General features: G+C 38.9%; 20 protein-coding genes and 5 tRNA genes. 5 read left to right on the top strand and 20 right to left on the bottom strand.

The genetic code is table 11. The features are described 5' to 3' along the window. Window positions 1–19: 19 nt before the first annotated feature. Window positions 20–169 carry a 50S ribosomal protein L33 gene (gene rpmG, locus IEV27_RS01560; RefSeq protein ID WP_188375694.1) on the bottom strand — a complete coding sequence of 50 codons (150 nt, stop codon included), beginning with the start codon at window positions 167–169 and terminating at the stop codon, window positions 20–22. A gap of 179 nt (window positions 170–348) precedes the next feature. Here rpmG and IEV27_RS01555 point away from each other — a divergent pair, with 179 nt between their 5' ends. Both IEV27_RS01555 and IEV27_RS01550 read left to right on the top strand, forming a co-directional pair. Beyond that, window positions 349–720, top strand: a complete 372-nt coding sequence (locus tag IEV27_RS01555) for a hypothetical protein (RefSeq protein ID WP_188375693.1) — start codon at window positions 349–351, stop codon at window positions 718–720. After that, window positions 717–1,226, top strand: a complete 510-nt coding sequence (locus IEV27_RS01550) for an endolytic transglycosylase MltG (protein ID WP_188375692.1) — start codon at window positions 717–719, stop codon at window positions 1,224–1,226. Before IEV27_RS01555 ends, IEV27_RS01550 begins: the two co-directional genes overlap by 4 nt. Window positions 1,227–1,271: 45 nt before the next feature. On the opposite strand, the gene phoU is transcribed toward IEV27_RS01550, so the two are convergent. The 15 genes from phoU to IEV27_RS01475 all read right to left on the bottom strand — a co-directional run bounded on the left by phoU (window position 1,272) and on the right by IEV27_RS01475 (window position 13,514). After that, window positions 1,272–1,931 (bottom strand): phosphate signaling complex protein PhoU, encoded by a 660-nt coding sequence (gene phoU / locus IEV27_RS01545; protein ID WP_188375691.1) that lies wholly within the window; start codon window positions 1,929–1,931, stop codon window positions 1,272–1,274. 20 nt (window positions 1,932–1,951) lie between these two features. Beyond that, a complete protein-coding gene (pstB, locus tag IEV27_RS01540) occupies window positions 1,952–2,710 on the bottom strand; it encodes a phosphate ABC transporter ATP-binding protein PstB (protein ID WP_188375690.1) in 759 nt (252 codons plus the stop codon). A gap of 75 nt (window positions 2,711–2,785) precedes the next feature. Continuing rightward, window positions 2,786–3,553 (bottom strand): phosphate ABC transporter ATP-binding protein PstB, encoded by a 768-nt coding sequence (gene pstB / locus IEV27_RS01535; protein WP_188376783.1) that lies wholly within the window; start codon window positions 3,551–3,553, stop codon window positions 2,786–2,788. A gap of 96 nt (window positions 3,554–3,649) precedes the next feature. After that, entirely contained in the window at window positions 3,650–4,537 is an 888-nt protein-coding gene (gene pstA / locus IEV27_RS01530) for a phosphate ABC transporter permease PstA (RefSeq protein ID WP_188375689.1), read from the bottom strand. Beyond that, window positions 4,537–5,457, bottom strand: a complete 921-nt coding sequence (gene pstC, locus IEV27_RS01525; RefSeq protein WP_188375688.1) for a phosphate ABC transporter permease subunit PstC — start codon at window positions 5,455–5,457, stop codon at window positions 4,537–4,539. The genes pstA and pstC overlap by 1 nt, the downstream gene beginning before the upstream one ends. A gap of 140 nt (window positions 5,458–5,597) precedes the next feature. Continuing rightward, window positions 5,598–6,503, bottom strand: coding sequence for a phosphate ABC transporter substrate-binding protein (locus tag IEV27_RS01520; protein WP_188375687.1), 906 nt, complete (start codon window positions 6,501–6,503; stop codon window positions 5,598–5,600). Between the two features lie 207 nt (window positions 6,504–6,710). Further along, on the bottom strand, window positions 6,711–8,843 hold the full coding sequence (locus IEV27_RS01515; protein ID WP_188375686.1) for a peptidoglycan D,D-transpeptidase FtsI family protein: 2,133 nt from the start codon (window positions 8,841–8,843) through the stop codon (window positions 6,711–6,713). An 89-nt stretch (window positions 8,844–8,932) separates the two neighbouring features. Next, window positions 8,933–10,168: an MFS transporter gene (locus IEV27_RS01510; protein WP_188375685.1), complete on the bottom strand. Its 1,236-nt coding sequence runs from the start codon at window positions 10,166–10,168 to the stop codon at window positions 8,933–8,935. A 105-nt stretch (window positions 10,169–10,273) separates the two neighbouring features. Next, a complete protein-coding gene (locus IEV27_RS01505; RefSeq protein WP_188375684.1) occupies window positions 10,274–10,888 on the bottom strand; it encodes a superoxide dismutase in 615 nt (204 codons plus the stop codon). A gap of 194 nt (window positions 10,889–11,082) precedes the next feature. After that, window positions 11,083–11,158: transfer RNA gene (locus tag IEV27_RS01500), tRNA-Phe, on the bottom strand. Window positions 11,159–11,231: 73 nt separating this feature from the next. Next, window positions 11,232–11,324: transfer RNA gene (locus tag IEV27_RS01495), tRNA-Ser, on the bottom strand. 13 nt (window positions 11,325–11,337) lie between these two features. Further along, window positions 11,338–11,414, bottom strand: a tRNA-Ile gene (locus tag IEV27_RS01490). Window positions 11,415–11,418: 4 nt separating this feature from the next. After that, a tRNA-His gene (locus IEV27_RS01485) sits at window positions 11,419–11,494 on the bottom strand. Window positions 11,495–11,605: 111 nt separating this feature from the next. Continuing rightward, a tRNA-Met gene (locus IEV27_RS01480) sits at window positions 11,606–11,679 on the bottom strand. A gap of 197 nt (window positions 11,680–11,876) precedes the next feature. Further along, window positions 11,877–13,514 carry a Na/Pi cotransporter family protein gene (locus IEV27_RS01475; protein ID WP_188375683.1) on the bottom strand — a complete coding sequence of 546 codons (1,638 nt, stop codon included), beginning with the start codon at window positions 13,512–13,514 and terminating at the stop codon, window positions 11,877–11,879. A 219-nt stretch (window positions 13,515–13,733) separates the two neighbouring features. On the opposite strand from IEV27_RS01475, the gene IEV27_RS01470 reads away from it, so the two are divergent. Then, window positions 13,734–14,234, top strand: a complete 501-nt coding sequence (locus IEV27_RS01470) for a DUF1189 family protein (RefSeq protein ID WP_188375682.1) — start codon at window positions 13,734–13,736, stop codon at window positions 14,232–14,234. An 8-nt stretch (window positions 14,235–14,242) separates the two neighbouring features. Here the strand turns inward: IEV27_RS01470 and IEV27_RS01465 are convergent, their stop codons facing one another. After that, window positions 14,243–14,887, bottom strand: a complete 645-nt coding sequence (locus IEV27_RS01465) for an NfeD family protein (protein ID WP_188375681.1) — start codon at window positions 14,885–14,887, stop codon at window positions 14,243–14,245. A 252-nt stretch (window positions 14,888–15,139) separates the two neighbouring features. Between IEV27_RS01465 and ispG the strand changes: the two genes are divergently transcribed. Beyond that, entirely contained in the window at window positions 15,140–16,249 is a 1,110-nt protein-coding gene (gene ispG, locus IEV27_RS01460) for a flavodoxin-dependent (E)-4-hydroxy-3-methylbut-2-enyl-diphosphate synthase (protein ID WP_245345282.1), read from the top strand. Window positions 16,250–16,285: 36 nt separating this feature from the next. Here the strand turns inward: ispG and IEV27_RS01455 are convergent, their stop codons facing one another. Next, complete coding sequence (locus IEV27_RS01455) at window positions 16,286–16,702, bottom strand: CD225/dispanin family protein (protein WP_188375680.1); 417 nt, start codon at window positions 16,700–16,702, stop codon at window positions 16,286–16,288. Between the two features lie 118 nt (window positions 16,703–16,820). After that, entirely contained in the window at window positions 16,821–17,525 is a 705-nt protein-coding gene (locus IEV27_RS01450; RefSeq protein WP_229734791.1) for a lytic transglycosylase domain-containing protein, read from the bottom strand. Between the two features lie 165 nt (window positions 17,526–17,690). On the opposite strand from IEV27_RS01450, the gene IEV27_RS01445 reads away from it, so the two are divergent. Next, a complete protein-coding gene (locus IEV27_RS01445) occupies window positions 17,691–17,975 on the top strand; it encodes a DUF2624 family protein (protein ID WP_188375679.1) in 285 nt (94 codons plus the stop codon). A 233-nt stretch (window positions 17,976–18,208) separates the two neighbouring features. Here IEV27_RS01445 and IEV27_RS01440 read toward each other — a convergent pair whose 3' ends face one another. Beyond that, window positions 18,209–19,102: a deoxyribonuclease IV gene (locus tag IEV27_RS01440; RefSeq protein ID WP_188375678.1), complete on the bottom strand. Its 894-nt coding sequence runs from the start codon at window positions 19,100–19,102 to the stop codon at window positions 18,209–18,211. Between the last annotated feature and the right edge of the window lie 9 nt (window positions 19,103–19,111).

Raw genomic sequence — 19,111 nt, 5'->3', positions numbered from 1 at the left:
GAGTATAAAACTCCGCTGCTTATTTAGTCTCGCGATGAAGCGTATGCTTCCCTAGACGTGGGCTATATTTTTTAAGCTCAATACGTTCAGGGTTTGTACGCTTGTTTTTTGTAGAAATATAATTGCGGTCACCAGTTTCAGTGCAAGCAAGTGTGATATTTACACGCATGGTTTATCCCTCCAAATCATGATTCAATTCACTGTCTTTATCCACATAATCAGACTTAATAATCGTACCAAAACTTCGAGTAGCTTTCAAGTGTGTAAATGTAAATAGACGAATTAGCTTATAGAAATCCCTCTTTAAATATGGTATAACTGTACGTGGAAAGAGAGGAATGTAACAAAATGATACCTATTTTAATTACTTTAGCCGCGATAAGTGTTGTTCTATTTATCGCCTCGTTTTTCATGAACGATCGTTTAAAAGATGTAGAAGACCAAGTCGAACAATTGTCGATTCAAGTGATGCAAGATACATATCAAGTGAAGAAAAAATTAAACGTTTTGGAAGAAGAACTGTTGACCGGGGATTTAACAGAGGAAATGATAAAACACCCTCGCTCCTCTTCCTCCCAGCATCCTCCCCTCGCTCAAACAATTAGAAGTATGTACCAGGGTGGATATTCAACAGAACGAATTGCTAAAGAAACAAATATGAGTGTTTCCGATGTCCAGAACATTGTTCATAGCTATGCTGCAGAGGGTGTCCCTCAATGAAACAATCCATACGTTTTTTTTCACTAGGAATCTTAGTTTCTACAGTTATAATGGGAATGGCTTACTGGCTTGGACCAAACGAGCAGGCTGAGAGCACAGTCACTATGGATGAGGAAGATATGATAAGTGAAATCGAAGCTAGCCATTATAACGTGTTAACCGAAGAGCAGCTTCAAGAAAAAATCAATGAAGCCATTCATTCACAAACGAAAGCTGCCTCTACGGAAGAAAGTACAAATGAAACCGATGATGACGAACAAACTCAGGAAGAAGATGAAAGCCTGGAGGAAGAAAATGAAACAAACACCTATACTCTCGTCATCGAAGAGGGAATCAGCTCAACAGATATAAGCCAAACTCTTGAACAACAAGGTATTATTGAAAATGCTGAATCATTTGATATTTACTTATCTGATCGTAAATTAACCCAATATATTCAAATTGGGGAGTTTGAATTAAATGAAAACATGAATAGAGATGAAGTGGCTGATACGATTACAAGATAATTCATTTATATAAAAAGGACCCTGTGGCAAGGGTCCTTTTTACTTTTATTGGTTCAAATCATAAGAAACGCCTTTTACTAAATAGAGAATACTTTCCCCAATGTTAGTCAAGTGATCAGCGAACCGCTCAATATATCTTGAAGTATAAGCAGTTTGCATAATATATTGGATTTGATCAGGATTATTAGCGGTTAGCTCCAGAAGATCTTTGGTAACCTGACCGTATAACTCATCTACTTTATCATCCTTTTCGGCTAATACCTTTGCAAATGAAACATCTTCATTGTGATACCCTTTAATCGCAATATCAACCATTGATAAAGCAATCTCCATCATTTCTCTAATTGTAGAGTGAATAGAAATAGGGTGGTCATCTCCCAGAAAAAGAGTAGCTTTTGCAATGTTCTTTCCATGATCAGCCATTCTTTCTAAATCACTGGATATTTTGATAGCGGCAATTAACCTTCTTAAATCAGAAGCTACAGGCTGCTGTTTAGCAATCATAATTAAAGCAGAATCATTTATATGCTGTTCTTTTTTATTGTAGATGTAATCTTCTTCAATTATTTGTTGTGCGGTTTTAAGGTCACTATTATATAGTGCTTCAACTGAATTATTTAGTACAATCTTTGTGTCTTCTGCTAATTCTTCCACTTCAACCTTCAACTGCTGTAGCTCTTCATTAAAAAAACGACGTGTTTGCATAAATAGGTTCCCCCTCTGAATTATCCAAACCTTCCACTGATATAATCTTCGGTGCGTCTATCTTTAGGGTTAGAAAAGATTTGGTCTGTTTGCGCGTATTCAATAATTTCACCGTTCAAGAAAAAAGCCGTACGATCTGAAATGCGTGACGCCTGCTGCATATTGTGTGTAACTACAACAATCGTGTAATGCTCTTTCAGCTGCTGAATTAACTCTTCAACACGAAGGGTAGAGATGGGATCAAGTGCAGAAGTTGGTTCATCCATTAATACAACATCAGGCTCATTGGCAATTGCACGGGCTATGCAGATTCTTTGCTGCTGCCCTCCAGATAGACCCATAGCATTCTTATTTAATCGATCTTTCACTTCGTCCCAGATGGCTGCACGCTTTAAACTTTTCTCCACCATTTCATCTAATACAGCTTTTTTACGAATACCTTTTACTCTTGCGCCAAAAGCAACGTTGTCGTAAATTGATTTAGGAAATGGATTGGGGTGCTGAAAAACCATTCCTACTTTAGTTCTTAACTCTTCAGGATGATATTTAGATGATAAAATATCGTCCCCGTTATATTTAATATTCCCGGCAACTTTAACACCTGGCACCATTTCCACCATACGGTTTAGCGCCTTTAAGAAAGTGGACTTCCCACAGCCAGAAGGGCCGATAATCGCCGTCACCTGATTAGAAGGGATATCCATCTTTATTTCATGTAAAGCTTGAGAACTGCCATACCATAAATTTAAGTTTTCAATCTCATATGAGTGTTTCTCCATTTGAATTCATCCCTTTACAAGAAAATATCACTCTTAGTTTAAATTCCCTCGAATATATTTAATAGTTAATGATCATTAACTGAACTTTCCAGAGATATAATCTTCCGTTCGTTTTTCTTTAGGATTCGTAAACAGATCGGATGTGTTTCCAAATTCAATTAAATCACCATTGTATAAGAAAGCTGTGTTATCTGAAATCCGAGCTGCTTGCTCCATGTTATGAGTTACGATCGCGATCGTATAATGCTGTTTAAGCTCCATAACTAAGTCTTCTACTTTGGCACTTGAAATAGGATCGAGTGCTGAAGTAGGCTCATCTAATAATAATACGTTTGGCTGAAGTGCCAATGCTCTAGCAATACAAAGTCTTTGCTGCTGTCCTCCCGAAAGAGAAAGAGCAGAATCGTCTAACCTGTCCTTAATTTCGTCCCATAATGCTGCTTGCTGCAGCGAAGTTTCTACAATTTCATTCATGTTTAATTTATTCATACCCATAAATTTCAAAGCATGGGTAATGTTCTTTCTAATTGGTTTGGGAAATGGGTTGGGTTCCTGGAACACCATGCCAACTTCTTTTCTTAAAGCCACTACATCGATATCCTGATTTAAAATGTTCACCCCATCATAATTAATTTCTCCATCATAATGAGCAATAGGAATTTGGTCATTCATGCGATTTATTGTACGTAGCAGAGTAGATTTACCACACCCTGAAGGACCAATAAACGCAGTAACTTTATTTTTCTCAATCGGCATCGATACATTTTTTACGGCTTGATGATTCCCGTAATAAACACTCAAATTACGCAAATCAAGAAGTGAGTTAATCTCAGGTTGATTCATTTTACTGTTATCCAAGGTTTTCTCTTTAGTTTGGCTCTCGCCATATTCTTTTTCAGCATGTTTTTTTTGTACTTTTAACATGAGGGATCCCCTTTCTTATTTTGACCCAGTAATCTTGTTGTAAATAACATTTCCTATAACACGTGCTGTAACATTAAATACAAGTACAAAAATAATCAGAACGGCAGCAGATCCACTTGCAATCTCGTCTACATCCGGCATAATCCCTTGTGAGTTTACTTTCCAGATGTGAACGGACAATGTTTCGGCTGAGCGGAAAGGGTTTAACGGCGAATCAGAATTAAATGGATTCCAAGTATCAAACTGTAAGTTGTTTGTCGAAAGACCAGCCGTAAATAATAAAGCAGCCGCCTCACCAAAAATACGTCCTGCAGAAAGTAATATACCAGTTAAGATTCCAGGGAATGCAGCTGGCACTAACACTGTTTTTACGGTATGCCAATGAGTAATCCCGAGTGCAAGGCTAGCATTTTTCTGTTTTTTAGGAACTGAGCGAATCGAATCTTCAGTTACACGAACGATAATTGGCAGGTTAAATACAGTCAGTGCTAATGCTCCTGCAATAATTGAGTAACCTAAACCTGCATATTGAACGAATACCAGCAACCCAAACATTCCTACCACAATTGAAGGGAGTGAAGATAATACTTCTACACTTGTACGGATTACATTCGTTAATTTACTTGGCTTAGCATATTCTGCTAAGTAAATGCCACCTAATACACCCAGAGGAACAGAAAAAATCAGTGTTACGATTAATATATAAAAGGAATTCCAAAGCTGGTTCTTAATTCCTCCGCCTTCCATGGATGAACTAGAATTAGAAGTAATGAAGGACCAGTCAACGTTGGATAGTCCATTTGTAAGGATGTAACCTAATAAATAAACTAGAGTAGCCGTCATAATTACGGCGCATAAAATGAATACAGACGTGGCTAAATTGTTTACGATTCTTCTGCTCATTACACTTTCCTCCTTGAGGACACAACACGAATAATAATAATAAACACATAGGACATTATTAATAAGAACAGTCCCAGTGACCATAGTAAGCTGTTATGCACACTTCCATAAGTGGTGTGAGGCATATCAAGCGTAATAATTGATGTTAACGTTGCTGCCTGGTCGATAATTGACTCGGGAAGGCCTTTGACGTTACCAATAACCATTTGAACAGCTAAAGCCTCTCCGAAGGCGCGTGCCATCCCAAGAACTATTGCTGTCATTAATGACGGCAGCGCCGCCGGAATAATAACTTTATAAATCGTCTGCCATCTTGTAGCCCCAAGTCCATAGGATGCATCTTTTATATCCTGCGGAATAGCTTTAATCGCATCAGCAGAAATACTAGTAATGGTAGGCAGGATCATTACACCTACTACAATCATTCCGGCCAACAAGCTAAACCCTAGTCCTCCTACATTATCCCTTAATAGAGGCACAATAACAGTAACACCAATCAATCCATAAACAACGGAAGGAATCCCGACTAAAATTTCAATAACAGGCTGAAGTACTTTCTGCCCCCATTTTTTCGCAATTTCCGTCATAAAAATGGCACTTCCTATACCTAATGGAGCCGCAACCAAAGCCGCAAGAAAAGTAACAGCAAATGAGCCGAAAATGAACGAGAAGGCTCCGCTGTTTTCTGTTCCATCCCAGCCTGTGGTCGTTAGGAAATTCCACACGTTTACATCAAATACAAAGAATGTACGAATCCCTTTATAGCCTAGGAAAATTGTGATCGCAAGAGTAGCAATAATTACTATAGCTGCACTGGAATAAACCAGGACTTTACCTCTGCTTTCATTTCTTTTACTGGAAGAGCCGTTTTTCTTTAGTAATCTATGATTGTTTGTCTCAGTTTTCTGAGCGTTATCCATAAATATCCTCCTAAAGCATGGGAAATGGGCTGAACCTAGACATCTGATAATTAATGAATTAATGTTAGTAACTTCATTAATTTATGTCAGATGCTTAGGCCAACCCTATGATATCCCGATTAAATTCTTAATTATTATGCTTATTCAATTTCAGATTCGTTACCTTCAGCATCACGTTCTACTTCCATTTCAGTTGCTGGAATATATCCTTGGTCAGGAAGAATGGTAGTCTGAACTTCTTCACTCATCATATAATCAAGGAAATCTTTCTCTAGACCTTCAGGCTCACCTTGTGTGTAGCTGTGCTGATAAGCCCAGATCGGGAATTCTCCTGATTGAACATTTTCATCAGTTGGTTCTACTCCATCAATACCCATAGGAACGATATCTTCGTTACGCTCGAAATAAGCGAAAGAAAGGTAACCTACTGCACCAGGCGTATCATTTACGATTTGCATTACTCGGTTAGAAGAATCTTCAGTAATTCCTTCAGCAGGCTCTTCACCGTCTAGACCGAACTCGTTGAATGTAGCGCGAGTACCAGAACCATCAGGACGGTTAACAAGAGTGATTTCTTCATCTGCTCCACCAACTTCAGACCAGTTTGTAATCTCTCCTGTGAAAATGTCTTTTAATTCATCTTTAGATAAGTTATCAACACCAACTTCTGGGTGAGCAGCTGCCGTCATACCTACAACGGCTACTTTGTGATCAACAAGCTCTTCAGCGTCAATGTCGTCTTTAGTTTCAGCGAAATAGTCTGAGTTACCAATGTCAAAGTTGCCGGCTGCAACTTCACTTAGTCCAGTACCGCTTCCGCCGCCTTGAACGTCGATTTGAGCATCAGAGTTTTCAGCCATATATTCTTCTGCTGCTGCTGCAACTAAAGGCTGCATCGCACTTGAACCGCCAACAGTGATGGAATCACCTGATCCTCCATCTTCAGACCCTGATCCTTCTTCTTCGGAAGATCCTCCACATGCTGCAAGTACTCCGACTACTAATAAGAATGCGAATAGTAGTGCTAATCTTTTGAAATTCTTCATCTTAACTCCCCCTACATTCTCTAATGTTATGGATGTTGGCTTGACCAACTCACAATTCATATAATAAAGGTGAAGTTTTAAGTACATATGAAAGCAACGTAAAGGTTTTGTAAACAAGCTTATTTTTATGTATAAAAAGCAGGACTATTGTTTTCTAATGAGGTTTCGGGAACATTACCCGCAAAAAAAGAGTGATGCCATATAGCATCACTCCTCTTCTACTTCTTCTACCTTCTCATCAGCGTCAGTTAACTCAAGATTTATTCCGTTTTCTTCTCGTTCTTCTTTAAGGTCAAAATAAGCATCCATAATGCGACGGGATATGACACCGTTAATACTTGTATCGGAATCTGTCCCCGTATAAGGAACCATTACAGAGAAAGCAACTTCTGGATTCTCATAAGGAGCATAGCCCACCATCGTTAAGTTAAGGGTATCATATCTCTCAGTAGTCCCATTGTCATTTTGAACAAATTTACTCTCCTGAGCCGTCCCTGTCTTACCAGCTACTTGATACTCTGCATCATCAAAATAGCTGTACGCTGTACCACCAGGTCTAAATACATCTCGAAACGCTTCCTGCACACGGGTAATGTCCGTTTCATCCATTGTTAACCTGTTCATTACTTCCGTATCATACTTATTATATAGAGGTCCTAATCCTTCTTCCTCTTCATTTGGATTATGAACTTCCTTTACTAGTTTCGGCCGCACGCGATTCCCGCCATTGGCGATCGTCGAAACATATTGATTCAACTGCATAGCCGTATATGTGCTGTACTGCCCTATTGAATAGTCCAATACGACACCGGGATTAGGAAAATTCATTTCCTCAAACCCTTTGGCTTCATAAGGAAAGTCAATCCCTGTCTCCACCCCTAATCCGAATTGATTAAAGTGGTAGTTAAACCTTTGCAACGTATCACTTTGTAAGTTTAGTGTACTATTTTCAACATATTCGTGCCCGCCCATCCACATCGCAATATAAAACATATAAACGTTTGAAGATTGCTGAAGCGCCTGACGGTAGTTTACGTTTCCGATACCAGGGCGGTACGAGCTTTTATTAGGTGAAGATTGAAACCTTAATGTCCTGTCGTTAACAACCGTGCCTGGTGTGATAACTCCTTCTTCAAGTCCTGTAAGCACCGTTGCACCCTTAACAGTAGACCCTGGCATATAAGCATTATAAACAGCTTGGTAAGACGCATCCGATACTTTATCATCGCCTGGCTCTCGATCTCGATTATATTCTTTCCCTGAAACAGCAAGAACCTCTCCATTGTTAGGATCAGACATTACCACAATCGCATTCTCCATATGTCTATTCGCCTGCGGTTCTTCTTCAATTGCTTTAACAAGCTCTTCTTCAACGATGTCGTCTACTTCCTGCTGCAGTTCAACATCTAAAGAGAGCATAAGGTCTTTACCTCGTGAACCTTCCCGTACGACTTCAGTATCTATCACAGTATTATTTTTATCTGTCGTGTACTGAACTTTTTCCTTCGTTCCTCGCAGTACACTCTCGTACTGCTCTTCCAATCCGCTGGTACCTACGCGGTCATTACGACTGTAATCCAGCGACATGTAGTAATCCTCTTCATCACGAGGAATGCCTTGTTCACTTGTCGTGATTCCTCCGATAAAACTTCTGAATGTATTATCATAAGGAAAGTCTCTCTCCCAGTCGGAAGTAACGTTAACTCCTGGAAGTTCAGATAAATGTTCAGCGACAGTCGAGTATTCTTCTTGTGAAATATCTGCATTTTTCACTACGTGAGGAGATAAGGTGTACGCTTTATCCAGCTCTTTTTTTATAGCGATGATTTCTTTTGTTTCATCATCAAAATCATTAATTTCTTCTTCTGTAATACTGTCTATTTGCGCTTGATAAACTTCTCCATTGTCTAAGTCTTCAAGATCTTCTTCTGAAAGGCGTTCAGTAACTTCCTGCTCATTCTTTAAAAAGAAATATTCTCGTAAATCTCTGTCTGTTAATTCATCTTCAAAATCCATCTTAATATATTGAGCCATGGCTTCAGCCACTTCTAATCGATCTTCTGCCTGAACCCCTTTAGGTGGTGTATATGTAATTGAGTAAAGAGGTTCGTTATTCACCATTACTCTTCCATACCGGTCGTACATTTCTCCCCTCGGTACCGGAATAGTCGTCGTTGTATTTTCCGTGCGGTCTATTTCTTCTTGTGCAGATTCTCCCGTTAAAATTTGCACGACACCTAATTGCAAAATCAGGCCTGCAAATAAAAGGAAAACGATAAAAAAGATAATATTTAAACGGAAAGGTAAATGCGATTTTTTATGATTTGAATTCTTCCCCATGGTTCCTCTCCCTTACTTCTAATGATTCCAACCTATAGTATATCATTTATATAAGGTTAGAAAACAGTAGCAATCCATGAGAAAAAGTTTCAATTTTGTGCCGGTTGTTTTGTTTTAAAATGAATATCTTTAATAAGAAAGTAAATGAGGAAATGCCCCCCACCTATGATGAGCAAGATATAAGGAATACCTGTCTCTGGTGGAATAAATACAATAGATAGTAAAAACACACCTATTGATAAGACACGTCCTGCATTTAAAAAGATTTCTCTTACTACAATATATTCAATCCGCATCTCTCCAGCGTTCCATGACTTGCCGATGACATCATACGTTAACGACTGGTATGGCACATACAGAAGCGGAAAAAACACTCCAGTAACCGCTCCATAAAAGAGCAGTAATGATAAACTTTCTCCCATCAGCAAAAGCAGCACAGACAGATATAGAGCTAATCCAGCATAAAAGATCGCTTGTTTTCTTCGACTAGGCTTCACAAGTTTCGTTACTAAAAAGAAAAACAAAAATGAAAATCCAGAATAGACGAGGTTGTACACACCTAATGTAAACTCATTTCTTGTTAGTAAGAATATCCAAATGGTTACAGCGAATAAAAAAGTTCCTTCTCTAAATCCTTGTGATACATGCGCTTGCAGAATTTTATTCCAATTCGAATTGTATTTCCGCTCTAATATAATTCTTCTAAACGAAAAGTTTCCGCGTGCTTTCCTTCTTGATAAACCAAAACTTATAAAAACCGCCAGTATAAAGAAGCTAAATGAAATAGCAAAAATAACGGTATATCCAGTGAGTTGGTCCAGCCTTGAAATCACATAACCTGCAAAAAGCGGACCAGTCATTCCCCCAAAAGATTGGAGCACTCCTAAAAATCCGTTAAAAAAATCACGTGTATCCGGTTCTGTAATCTCGAATGTAAGTACGTTGAAAGCCAGCCAATAAAACCCATAGCCAATCCCTAATAATGAGCCTAAAAGAATGTTAAACTGCGCGGCCCTTTCCCCAATGATTAAAACAGCCAAAAAGAAAGCTGAAAGTACAATGACTCCAGCACGCAGCACGATTACACGGTCAATTTTTTTAGCACATTTGCCCGCCACGATAAATGTCAAAGGCTGCATTACATAAATGCTTAGATTATACAGTGCTATATCAGTATAACTATTAGATTGTTTCCATAAATAAATGTTAACAAAAGTGCTCGATAAGAAAATCCCTAGAGAATAAAGACCCCCAATTAACAACAAAAAGATAAGGTCTTTCGATACATTCTCTTGCTTTAACCACACCTTTAACAATTTCAGCATAATTGTATATCTCCTTTAGCCATCTGTTCTTAGTGTAATCAGAACAATATGAGATATACAAAAAGAAGGATACAGATCGCAATCTGTATCCTTCTGCTCAATAAATTATTTAGCTGCGTCGAAACGCTTAGAAACTTCTTCCCAATTTACTACATTCCAGAATGCTTTAGCATAATCAGGACGACGGTTTTGATAGTTCAAGTAGTAAGCGTGCTCCCAGACATCAAGGCCTAAGATAGGTGTCTTACCTTCCATTAAAGGAGAGTCTTGGTTAAGCGTATCAATAACTTCAAGTTGGCCGTTATTAACAACTAGCCACGCCCAACCGGACCCGAAACGTCCAAGTGCTGTAGCTTCAAACTTCTCTTTAAACTGATCAAATCCGCCAAAAGCGTCTTCGATTTTAGAAGCTAGTTCACCTGACGGCTCTCCTCCACCGTTTGGAGAAAGAATCGTCCAGAATAGACTATGGTTTGCATGACCGCCACCATTGTTACGAACTGCAGTCTTAATATCTTCAGGTACGACTTCTAAATTATTTGCTAGAAGTTCCTCTACTGACTTGTCTTGAAGATCAGCATGTCCCTCAAGCGCACTATTAAGCTTTGTAACATAAGTGTTGTGGTGCTTCGTATGGTGGATGTTCATCGTTTCCTTATCAATAGTAGGTTCAAGTGCATCGTATGCGTAAGGTAGTTCTGGTAGTTCAAATTTAGCCATGTTTAACTCCTCCTTATAATAGTATGTACATTGTGAAAAATTTTCATTTCACAATTGTACATTACCAAAACGAAAATTTTCTTGCAACTCATTTGCACACCAAATGAGTTAGTTTGTTGAGCTCCGGTTATATGCATTCCCGATTCTTGCTTTTTTAAACATAAAAAAACAAGCTTCATTTGCTTGTTGAAAAATGGTGGCTCGGGACGGAATCGAACCGCCGACACACGGATTTTCAGTCCGTTGCTCTACCGACTGAGCTACCGAGCCATCGCAGTATTTAATTGGTGGTAGATGTTTTCAAGTCCAAGTAGCTTATCTATTTATGAAGCAGATATGTAAATGGCGGAGGAGGAGGGATTCGAACCCCCGCGGGCCGTGAAGCCCCTGGCGGTTTTCAAGACCGCTCCCTTCAGCCAGACTTGGGTACTCCTCCGCAAAAAAAATAATGGTGGACCCTGCAGGACTCGAACCTGCGACCGATCGGTTATGAGCCGATAGCTCTAACCAGCTGAGCTAAGGGTCCAACATGGGGCGGCTGATGGGAATCGAACCCACGAATGCCGGAACCACAATCCGGTGCGTTAACCACTTCGCCACAACCGCCATGTAGAAATAAAATTGTAATATGTATATTGCGTTATTAGTATGCTTCCAAGGCTGGACACTTAAGGTGATACTATGTCGCATTTTTCAAAGCCATGAAGCACTTGGTAGTAGCGGCGGAGGGAATCGAACCCCCGACCTCACGGGTATGAACCGTACGCTCTAGCCAGCTGAGCTACACCGCCATGTGAGAAATCGTGGTCACTTTCAATGAAGCGACGCAAATAAATATACCATGGTTTACTTAAGCTGTCAACAAAGTTTTTTTGTCTTTTTCGACAACAAAATTAATATAGCATGATGCTCCTCCAGTTTCAATAAGTTATTACGTATTTTTTCAAAAAATTAAAGCCGCTGAATGAATCAGCGGCTTAATAATTTTTTATAGACTTTCTTTTTCTCCAAGAACTTCTTCAGCAATGTTTACAGCGTGATCTCCAATACGCTCTAAGTTACTTAGCATATCAACAAATACGATTCCTGCTTGGCCCGTACATACACCTTCATTCATACGAATAATATGCTTCTTACGGAAAGTTCTTTCCATTCGATCCAATTCATTTTCTTTTTGCACAACCGATAAAGCTTCTTCACGGTCCATTCCTTCTAATGACTTCGTAGCCTGTTTAACCGTCATTAACGTTAAGTCAAACATTTCATTTAAATCATCAATGGCTTGTTCAGTAAGAATAACTTTATTTGAATTCTTATAATCGATGAGCTCGATGATGTTTTCAAAGTGGTCTCCTATACGTTCGATGTCACGAACGGAGTCCATAAGTGCAGTATGCTTGTGACTATCTTCATCTGACAGCTGAGCCTGAGACAGGTCAACTAAATAGTCCGTAATCTTACGGTCTAAGTTGTTTAAAGCTTCTTCGATTTGCATCGCAAGCTCTGAGTGCTTCTGTTGTTTATTGTTTAAATATAGGCTTGTTTCTTCTAAGCCTTTGTATGCATATTCACCCATGCGAATAACTTCTTCTTTCGCCTGATCCAATGCAAGAGATGGAGATTGTTCAATAAAGATCGGATCGAGATGCTGCGGCTTGTATTCAATAATAGAATCTTCACCTGGTACGATTCGCATCACAATCCAAGCTAAAAGGGCAATGAATGGGAATTGTACAATTGTATTGGCAATGTTAAATGATCCGTGAGCAAACGCAATAGTCATCTCTGGATTTAGATCCAATGTGACACGCAGCCAGTCAACGAAAGCGTAAAACGGCACGAGCAGTATTAAGAAGACGGCTGCCCCGAGGACGTTAAAGATAACGTGAGCTGCAGCAGCTCTTTTGGCTCCTACGCTAGCTCCAATAGATGCCAGCACAGCTGTAATTGTTGTTCCAATGTTATCTCCAAATAAGACAGGCAGCGCTGCTTGCAAGTCCATTAATCCTTCACCAAATAGTTGTTGCAAAATACCAATGGTTGCACTTGAACTTTGAACGATTACAGTAAATAAAGTACCAATGACTACACCCAATATTGGGTTATCACTCATACTTACTGTTAACTCTTGGAAGGCTTCTAGACTTCTAAGCGGCTTCATACCTCCACTCATAACGTCAAGTCCAAAGAATAAAGCACCTAAACCAAAGATCGTTTGTCCCCAATTTCCTACTTTTTTGCTCTTAAAGAAGAAAAGCAAGAAAGAACCTACAGCTATAATAGGCAACCCATAGGCCCCTATATCAATACCGATAATAAATGCTGTAACTGTGGTACCAATGTTAGCACCCATTATAACTCCAATAGCTTGTCTAAACGTCATAAAACCGGCGTTAACTAACCCTACGGTCAAGACAGTGGTTGTCGTACTACTCTGTACAAGCACGGTTACAAACAAACCAGCTAAAACTCCCATAAATGGGTTGCTAGTAAACTTGTCTAATATCTCTCTTAAACGTTCTCCTGCGGTACGCTGAAGCCCGTCCGCCAAATATTTTAAACCAAATAGGAAAATACCTAGACCACCAATGAACTCAAATATCATCTGTTGCACATCGATTTCCACAGTTTCTCCACCCTTTCTTCATCCAAGTTTGTTTTTTTTCTTTTAAAATACCTTCCTCATTATTGACGATGTAAAAATGCTTTGTAAAGGTATTTTTCGAATCTTAACATTAAATTTACATTCGCGTTATTTTGACGAATTATTCCACCTTTTTAACTTGCCTTTATAGAGCGTTGTCGATTACGATAGAATCGATTAATGTAAAGGGGATATTTACATATGAGTAAAACGCAACAATTAATAAAAAGCTTTTATCATAGCAAGATGCTTGCTGCTTTTCGAATTCAACCAATGGGTAAAGCCATCAGTTATTTGTTTTTCTTAAGCGTGGTCATTTTAATCCCTGTGCTTTTAGGGTCATTGTTTACATACTTTTTTACAGAAGAAGAGTTTACAGCAGCCAGCGGTGTTTCAAGCGGCATCTTTATCGTTATCTTTCTTCCATTTTTATATTTTTTTATAGCAGCCGCATTATTTTGCTTAGTATCTATACTTGCTAGTATGGCTTTGCTATACACACGTATCCGTTCCTTACGTACTGATTATAAACAGTTATGGAATATAACAGCTTTTTCCATCACTGCCCCCACCATAGTTTTCGTCCTTCTTGAAATATTTATTTTTTCAAGCTCCTGGTTAATTATATTGCACCTATTCTTTTCGCTTATCTATATAGGGTTAGCCCTCCAACATTTGCCCACAAAAAATAGACCAGCATAATCACTGGTCTATTCCTCTGTTGGTTTTGATGTTTTTTTAACTAATATCCTTGTGCCATCCACGGAAACGACTCTTAATTCGTCTCCTTTATAAATCCATTGTCCATTCGAAACAGCACTGTATTCTTCCTCATCAATTTGAATGGTTCCAACAGGCCTCATATCGGTCAGTGCTTTTCCTGTTTTGTTTACCAAGTCAGCGTATGACTCCTTCATTGAGTTATAACCCATCTCGGAACTTAGCTGGTCAACTAAAGCGATCTTCGTCCACATTTCCCTTCGTTTGAAGACTTTCAGGAACATAAGAGAAGAAGCACCGCCAATCAACACACCAATCACTGCGTACAAACCTGATACCCAGTTAGGGGCACTAAAACCAACTGCAATGATCATAGCAGTTGCACCAATTGTAGCTAGTGTACCGTCATTTACCACTTTTCCGTCAATAATAATTAAAGTTAACCCTAGAATATAAACAAACATCATAAGAGCAAACATATCCGGCGTTAGAAAGGAGTAAAAATAAACGCTAATGAAACCTAAGCCGAGTACTCCAAAGAGACCACGCATGTTAACAAGTAACTCTCCGATTAAAAACAAGGTACCAAATAGTGTGACGAGTAAAACGATCCAATCGTGCGATAATAACCCCATTCATTCACCTTCTTTCCATTCTTCTATATTATATACGTTTTAGTGAAACATTTTGTTTCAAATTAGCTGTAAAGTTTTTCATCTCTTCATCCTCATGATATAATTTTAAAGGCTAACGTACAATTTTGTCGAAAGTAATGTAAACAAACCGTAAGTTTTAAGTGTCTATACTTCTCATTTAAGATGATACCCCTTATAATGAAAGTGGTATTTATAATGAGCTTTTTTCCAGATACAAAGGAGCGATTATTAATGGCAATAACTCACAGAAAAGATACTCGACCTGTTAAAGTCGGCGATCTGACCATAGGTGGAGCAGATCAGGTTGTGATACAGTCCATGACTACAACTAAAACTCACGATGTAGAAGCTACAGTAGCTGAAATTCATCGTTTAGAAGAAGCAGGATGTCAGGTTGTTCGTGTCGCATGTCCAGACGATCGAGCAGCGGACGCGATTCCTGAAATTAAAAAAAGAATTAACATTCCATTAGTGGTGGATATCCACTTCGATTATAAAAAAGCTTTAAAAGCCATCGAAGGCGGAGCCGATAAAATTCGAATTAACCCGGGGAATATTGGTAAACGAGAAAAAGTAGAAGCTGTTGTTGAAGCAGCTAAAGCTAAAAATATCCCGATTCGAATCGGAGTTAATGCGGGATCTTTAGAACGACATATCCTCGAGAAATACGGCTATCCTACCGCTGAGGGTATGGTAGAAAGTGCATTGCACCATATTAAGATCCTTGAAGATCTAGACTTTCACGACATTATTGTTTCTCTGAAAGCATCAGATGTTAAATTAGCTATTGATGCTTATGAAAAAGCAGCCGAAGTAATTTCTTACCCGCTTCACCTTGGAATTACTGAATCCGGAACATTGTTTGCCGGGACAGTAAAAAGCGCAGCAGGATTAGGAGCTATTCTGAGTAAAGGAATCGGCAGTACTCTTCGAGTAAGCTTAAGTGCCGATCCTGTTGAAGAAGTTAAAGTGGCTAAAGAGTTGTTAAAATCTTACGGTTTAGCTTCTAACGCAGCTACGTTAATTTCTTGCCCAACTTGCGGTCGTATTGAAATTGACTTAATTTCAATCGCTAATGAAGTTGAAGAATATATTCAAACAATTAAAGCTCCTATAAAAGTAGCAGTCCTTGGTTGTGCAGTTAACGGCCCTGGCGAAGCAAGAGAAGCGGACATTGGAATTGCCGGGGCTCGAGGAGAAGGACTTCTCTTCCGTCACGGAGAAATCATTCGTAAAGTCCCTGAAGACATTATGGTTGAGGAATTGAAAAAAGAAGTCGATAAACTTGCCGAAGAACATTACGAGAAAGAACGACTGGAAAAAGAAGAACAAAAAGCATAAACAAAAGGTGGACCAAAGCGGTCCACCTTTTTTAGGTTAAAATATTTGAGTTACGGGAGCTAAGAATAACGAAAATAGGATGGAAACGATACTGATTATGATCGCCATATTACCTAGCGTATCCGCTCCACGCCTTTTACCAATAACACCAAATACAATCCCCACGATTCCAAGTAAAAACGGAGCAAAGAAGAAGGAAAGAATTGCAGCGGATAGTCCCACCCAAGCCATACCTGACTTAACTTCCTCTTCCATGTTCGTCTCTGCTTCTTGAGAACGAATAGGTTCGTTTATAGGCATCGCAGCTTCTTGAGCATATTCCTCATCATAGCTTTCGCCATAAACAGGTTGATTAGCGACTCGTTCTACTTCTGTAGAATAATCGATTTCTTCTCCATGCTTTTGAAGCTCTTGTTCTTCCTGATCCCCTACAGACTTATTTGTTTCTTCCATACAAAACCCTCACTTTCTGTTTGAGAATCAAGTTTAGTATGTGAAGAAACTCTTTTTTTAGGTGAGGTATATAATGGGATTATAAAGCGAAAACCCTCTACACGTGTAGAAAATTTCATTAGTTCGCACTAGCTAAAGTATCATGTGCATTAGCTTTTGACTGGATCTCTTTCGCATACCAGCTTTTCGCATCCCCATTCTCTTCTACATAATTCTTAAGACCTCCCACTCCTCGATGATAAGCTGTTAAAGCTTCATCCCAATTATTGTACTTGTTGTATAAAAAATCGAGGTATACAACAGACAATTGAATTGAATAATAGGGATCAAATAATAACTCTTCTTCATAAGGCAGGCCAGCCATATCAGCAATCCATGGTGCTGTATTCTTCATAAACTGCGCCATTCCATATGCTTTACCATATTTTGTTTCTGGTCCAACAAGCTCAGGGTCAAATGTGTCCCCTGTTTCCACTTTTAGCAATTCATAAACAACAATGGGATCTACCCCATATTTTTCTGCTTGTTTAACTAGAAATAAAGCCCAGGGCTTTTTAAATTCACCACTACTGTCTTTGTAAAAAGCATTGGCTTGTTCTTCTAAGTATGACCAATTATCAAAATCACGATCTTCAAGCTTTGCCGCATCAGATGTTAAGTAATCATATTCTGACTGCAACTTCTCATTTTCTTCCGTAAGCTGCTCATTTTTTTCCGCTAATAAACGATTATCTTTATCTTTATAATAATGAACGATTAAAACCGAACCCGTAATTAAGATAATCGTAAAGCTAATTTGAGCAAACATTGTAACAGCTCGCAAAACGAACACTCCTTCTGCCCACAATTCTTCACTTATGGCACACATCGAATCATAATACTCCACTCTTCTTTAAAACTCAATCAATAATCATATGGTAAAACTTAGAACGATTCCTATCCTCTGAACATAAGGTGTACTGAATAGTTAAAGAAGGAGAATGGATAGATGAAAAACATGGCACAACAGTACATTACCCACAAATTAAAAAACATAACCACAGAAGAGCTAATTTATTTCAGTCAAATGTACGATATCTCCCTTACTTATAAAGAAGCAGAGAAAATTGTAAAAGAGTTAAAGAAAAATAAGGAAAATCCCTTTGAAAAGCAAGGTAGAAAGAGAATGCTTCGGAAACTTGCAGCTATCACATCTAACGAAACGGCCCGCTCTCTAGATATGTTATTACATCGTTTGGCCAAACAGTATGGCGTAGAAGAGTGGCTTCAGTAAAAAAAAGAGAGTGCTTTTGAGCACTCTCAGGGTTTCTCCATTATGGTATGGAGAAATGGAACAGGAAACGGCGACACTCCAATGGGAGACACGAATAAGGCCCCGGAGGGCTTTTCAGCCCAAGGAGTCACACCATTCGCCCATGGAAAAGGAGTCGTTTCCTAAAACCCTTTCCTCTTAGTCATGCAAGGAATGTTTATTCAAGATGAAAGAGAAACTAAAGTTTCACTTCTTTACTGATTCTTAATTTTCTCTTTTAGTTCCTCATCAAATATTCCTTTTTTAAGCATATCAATTTCAAATTGATATGGAGGCTGTTTATTTTTCTTATCTTCTCCTACATATGGAGTTTCAAGAATTTTAGGAATATCTTTAAATGTTTCATGGTGAACAATGTAATGTAAAGCGTCAAAACCAATGTGGCCGAATCCAATATTTTCATGGCGGTCTTTTCCTGCACCTTGGATATTTTTGCTGTCATTAACGTGTACTACTTTAATTCTGTCGATTCCTACCACGCGGTCAAATTCATCAAGTACACCATCGAAATCGTCCACTACATTATATCCCGCATCGTGAATGTGACAAGTATCTAAGCATACAGAAAGTTTTTCATTAAGTGTAACTCCATCGATAATCTGAGCGATCTCCTCGAAGCTGCGTCCACACTCTGACCCTTTTCCAGCCATTGTTTCTAACGCAATTTGAGCCGTTTGGTCTTTGTGCAGCACTTCATTTAAACCATCAATAATTTTCGCTATTCCCTTATCGGCTCCCTGTCCTACGTGAGAACCAGGGTGTAACACGATTTGCTTTGAGCCAATCGCTTCCGTTCGCTTGATTTCATTTCTTAAAAAATCGACTCCTAACTCAAATGTTTCAGGTTTAGTTGTATTCCCAATATTAATGATATAAGGAGCATGCACAATAATATCTTCAATACCATTATCTTGCATATGCTTCGTTCCATTTTCAATATTCAATTCTTCGATTGGACGCCTTCTCGTATTTTGAGGCGCCCCTGTATAGATCATAAAGGTGGATGAACCATATGAAGCGGCCTCTTCACTTGCTCCGAGCAACATCTTTTTCCCCTTCATAGAAACGTGAGATCCAATTTTAACCATAGTTATACT

The sequence above is a fragment of the Halobacillus andaensis genome (assembly GCF_014636475.1).
Lineage (GTDB): Bacteria > Bacillota > Bacilli > Bacillales > Halobacillaceae > Halobacillus_A > Halobacillus_A andaensis.
This window is presented reverse-complemented; position numbering and strand designations above follow the sequence as displayed.

Excerpts from the sequence above, each read along its gene's own strand:
- ispG (WP_245345282.1), top strand. The coding sequence starts at position 15,140 with ATGGCAATAACTCACAGAAAAGATACTCGACCTGTTAAAGTCGGCGAT.
- IEV27_RS01470 (WP_188375682.1), top strand. The coding sequence starts at position 13,734 with ATGAGTAAAACGCAACAATTAATAAAAAGCTTTTATCATAGCAAGATG.
- pstC (WP_188375688.1), bottom strand. The coding sequence starts at position 5,457 with ATGGATAACGCTCAGAAAACTGAGACAAACAATCATAGATTACTAAAG.
- phoU (WP_188375691.1), bottom strand. The coding sequence starts at position 1,931 with ATGCAAACACGTCGTTTTTTTAATGAAGAGCTACAGCAGTTGAAGGTT.
- IEV27_RS01440 (WP_188375678.1), bottom strand. The coding sequence starts at position 19,102 with ATGGTTAAAATTGGATCTCACGTTTCTATGAAGGGGAAAAAGATGTTG.
- IEV27_RS01455 (WP_188375680.1), bottom strand. The coding sequence starts at position 16,702 with ATGGAAGAAACAAATAAGTCTGTAGGGGATCAGGAAGAACAAGAGCTT.
- IEV27_RS01555 (WP_188375693.1), top strand. The coding sequence starts at position 349 with ATGATACCTATTTTAATTACTTTAGCCGCGATAAGTGTTGTTCTATTT.
- IEV27_RS01465 (WP_188375681.1), bottom strand. The coding sequence starts at position 14,887 with ATGGGGTTATTATCGCACGATTGGATCGTTTTACTCGTCACACTATTT.
- pstB (WP_188375690.1), bottom strand. The coding sequence starts at position 2,710 with ATGGAGAAACACTCATATGAGATTGAAAACTTAAATTTATGGTATGGC.
- IEV27_RS01510 (WP_188375685.1), bottom strand. The coding sequence starts at position 10,168 with ATGCTGAAATTGTTAAAGGTGTGGTTAAAGCAAGAGAATGTATCGAAA.
- IEV27_RS01520 (WP_188375687.1), bottom strand. The coding sequence starts at position 6,503 with ATGAAGAATTTCAAAAGATTAGCACTACTATTCGCATTCTTATTAGTA.
- IEV27_RS01550 (WP_188375692.1), top strand. The coding sequence starts at position 717 with ATGAAACAATCCATACGTTTTTTTTCACTAGGAATCTTAGTTTCTACA.
- IEV27_RS01505 (WP_188375684.1), bottom strand. The coding sequence starts at position 10,888 with ATGGCTAAATTTGAACTACCAGAACTACCTTACGCATACGATGCACTT.
- IEV27_RS01445 (WP_188375679.1), top strand. The coding sequence starts at position 17,691 with ATGAAAAACATGGCACAACAGTACATTACCCACAAATTAAAAAACATA.
- IEV27_RS01515 (WP_188375686.1), bottom strand. The coding sequence starts at position 8,843 with ATGGGGAAGAATTCAAATCATAAAAAATCGCATTTACCTTTCCGTTTA.
- pstA (WP_188375689.1), bottom strand. The coding sequence starts at position 4,537 with ATGAGCAGAAGAATCGTAAACAATTTAGCCACGTCTGTATTCATTTTA.
- pstB (WP_188376783.1), bottom strand. The coding sequence starts at position 3,553 with ATGAATCAACCTGAGATTAACTCACTTCTTGATTTGCGTAATTTGAGT.
- rpmG (WP_188375694.1), bottom strand. The coding sequence starts at position 169 with ATGCGTGTAAATATCACACTTGCTTGCACTGAAACTGGTGACCGCAAT.